Source organism: Streptomyces prunicolor NBRC 13075 (assembly GCF_000367365.1).
Taxonomy (GTDB): domain Bacteria; phylum Actinomycetota; class Actinomycetes; order Streptomycetales; family Streptomycetaceae; genus Streptomyces; species Streptomyces prunicolor.
The window spans coordinates 1-1,769 of record NZ_BARF01000186.1 but is presented as its reverse complement, the minus strand read 5'-3'; the positions used below and the strand labels follow the sequence as shown (position 1 = coordinate 1,769).

2 protein-coding genes are annotated in these 1,769 nt (G+C 65.9%); one reads left to right on the top strand and one right to left on the bottom strand.

All coding sequences use genetic code 11. The annotated features are described in order from the left end of the window. Positions 1-78: 78 nt before the first annotated feature. Positions 79-507 carry an IS200/IS605 family transposase gene (tnpA, locus tag SPR02S_RS54685; RefSeq protein WP_078623318.1) on the bottom strand — a complete coding sequence of 143 codons (429 nt, stop codon included), beginning with the start codon at positions 505-507 and terminating at the stop codon, positions 79-81. A gap of 11 nt (positions 508-518) precedes the next feature. Here tnpA and SPR02S_RS54680 point away from each other — a divergent pair, with 11 nt between their 5' ends. Continuing rightward, complete coding sequence (locus SPR02S_RS54680) at positions 519-1,688, top strand: RNA-guided endonuclease InsQ/TnpB family protein (RefSeq protein ID WP_019065498.1); 1,170 nt, start codon at positions 519-521, stop codon at positions 1,686-1,688. Positions 1,689-1,769: the final 81 nt, after the last annotated feature.

The window sequence follows — 1,769 nt, the reverse complement described above, 5'->3', positions numbered from 1 at the left end:
TTCAGCGTGATCTAGCGCGGAGCCCCGGGCGTTCACGCCCGGGAGGAAGCGCTTCTCAAGATTGCTCTGACGGGCAGGTCACGTCGGACGTTTTTGCTGCTCGATGTACTCCTTGATGATGGCCAAGGGTGCTCCGCCGCAGCTCGCCGCGAAGTACGAGGGTGACCAGAAGTGCGCGCCCCACAGGTACTTGCGGATGTGGTCGGGGTGCTCGTGGCGGAGTCTGCGGGCGGAGACGCCTTTGAGGGAGCCCACCAGTTTGGAGATGGAGACCTTCGGCGGGTAGTGCACGAGGAGGTGGACGTGATCGCGTTCGCCGTTGAACTCGACCAGCTCGGTTTCAAAGTCGGCGCAGACGGCGCGCATGATTTCCTCGCACCGCGTGAGAATTTCGTCGGTGAACGGTCCGCGGCGGTACTTGGGCGTGAAGACCAAGTGTGCGTGGAGGGTGTAGATGACCGTACGACCCCTGCGAATGTTGGGGTTTGGTTCCCAGCGTGGTGACATAGACCAATGTTATGATCACCCGCGTGAAGATCGTCGTGCAGGTGAAGCTGATGCCGGAGGCCGACCAGGCCCCCGCCCTGTCGGCGACTCTGCGCGCGGTCAACAACGCCGCGAACTGGGTATCCGCCGTGGCGTTCGAGCACGGTGTGCCGCGTGAGTACGAGCTGCGCAAGTACACCTACGCGGAGTTGAAGACGCGGGGGCTGGGGGCGCAGGCCGCGCAGCACACGATCAAGAAAGTCGTGGACGCCTACACCGCGCTGCGGGCGAACCTGCGGGCCGGGAACCTCGGCAAGCCGGGCAGCAAGCGGCGGCGGAAAGCGGAGTCCAAACCGGTCGCCTTCCGCCCCGAGGCCGCGCACCCGTTTGACGACCGGTGCTTGTCCTGGCAGTACGACGCGCAGACCGTCAGCATCTGGACCACGGCAGGGCGCCTGAAGAACGTCCGCTTCGCCTGCTCCCCGGACGCGCTCAAAACGTTGCGGGAGTACCGCAAGGGCGAATCCGACCTGATCGAACGTGACGGCGTGTTCTACCTGATCGCCGTGTGCGAGGTCCCCGAAGCCGAGCCGTACGAACCCGGCCGGTTCATCGGCGTCGACCTCGGCATCGCCAACATCGCCACCACGTCCACCGGATACCGGGCGGCCGGGCGCGGTACGAACCGCCACCGCAAGCGGCAGCTCGAACTGCGCCGCAAGCTCCAGGCCAAGGGCACCAAGTCCGCGAAGCGACGGCTGAAGAACCGGCGCCGCAAAGAAGCGCGGCACGCCGCGAACGTCAACCACATCATCGCGAAACAGATCGTGACCGAGGCTGAACGCACCTCGTCCGGCATCGCCCTGGAAGACCTGGGCGGCATCCGGCAGAGGGTACGGCTCCGCAAGCCCCAACGGGTCATGCTCCACTCCTGGGCCTTTAACCAGCTCGGGCAGTTCGTCGAGTACAAGGCACGCCGGGCCGGGGTCCCGCTGGTGTACGTCGATCCGGCGTACACCAGCCAGGAATGCGCCGAGTGCGGCCACATCGAGAAGAAGAACCGGGTCGACCAGGCCCTCTTCATCTGCCGGAAGTGCGGGGTCGTTGCCCACGCCGACCGGAATGCTTCCCACAACATCGCCGCTCGCGGTGAGGCAGTGTGGAACGCGGGGCGTGAGTCACGCGTCCCAGCGCCTTCCTAGGTGTCTGGACGGAGGAGCCCACCCAGCAGCCAGTTGGGCGCTACCTCCAAGCCCGGCCGTTCACGGCCGGGTCAAGTTGAC

Excerpts from the sequence above, each read along its gene's own strand:
- tnpA (WP_078623318.1), bottom strand. The coding sequence starts at position 507 with ATGTCACCACGCTGGGAACCAAACCCCAACATTCGCAGGGGTCGTACG.
- SPR02S_RS54680 (WP_019065498.1), top strand. The coding sequence starts at position 519 with ATGATCACCCGCGTGAAGATCGTCGTGCAGGTGAAGCTGATGCCGGAG.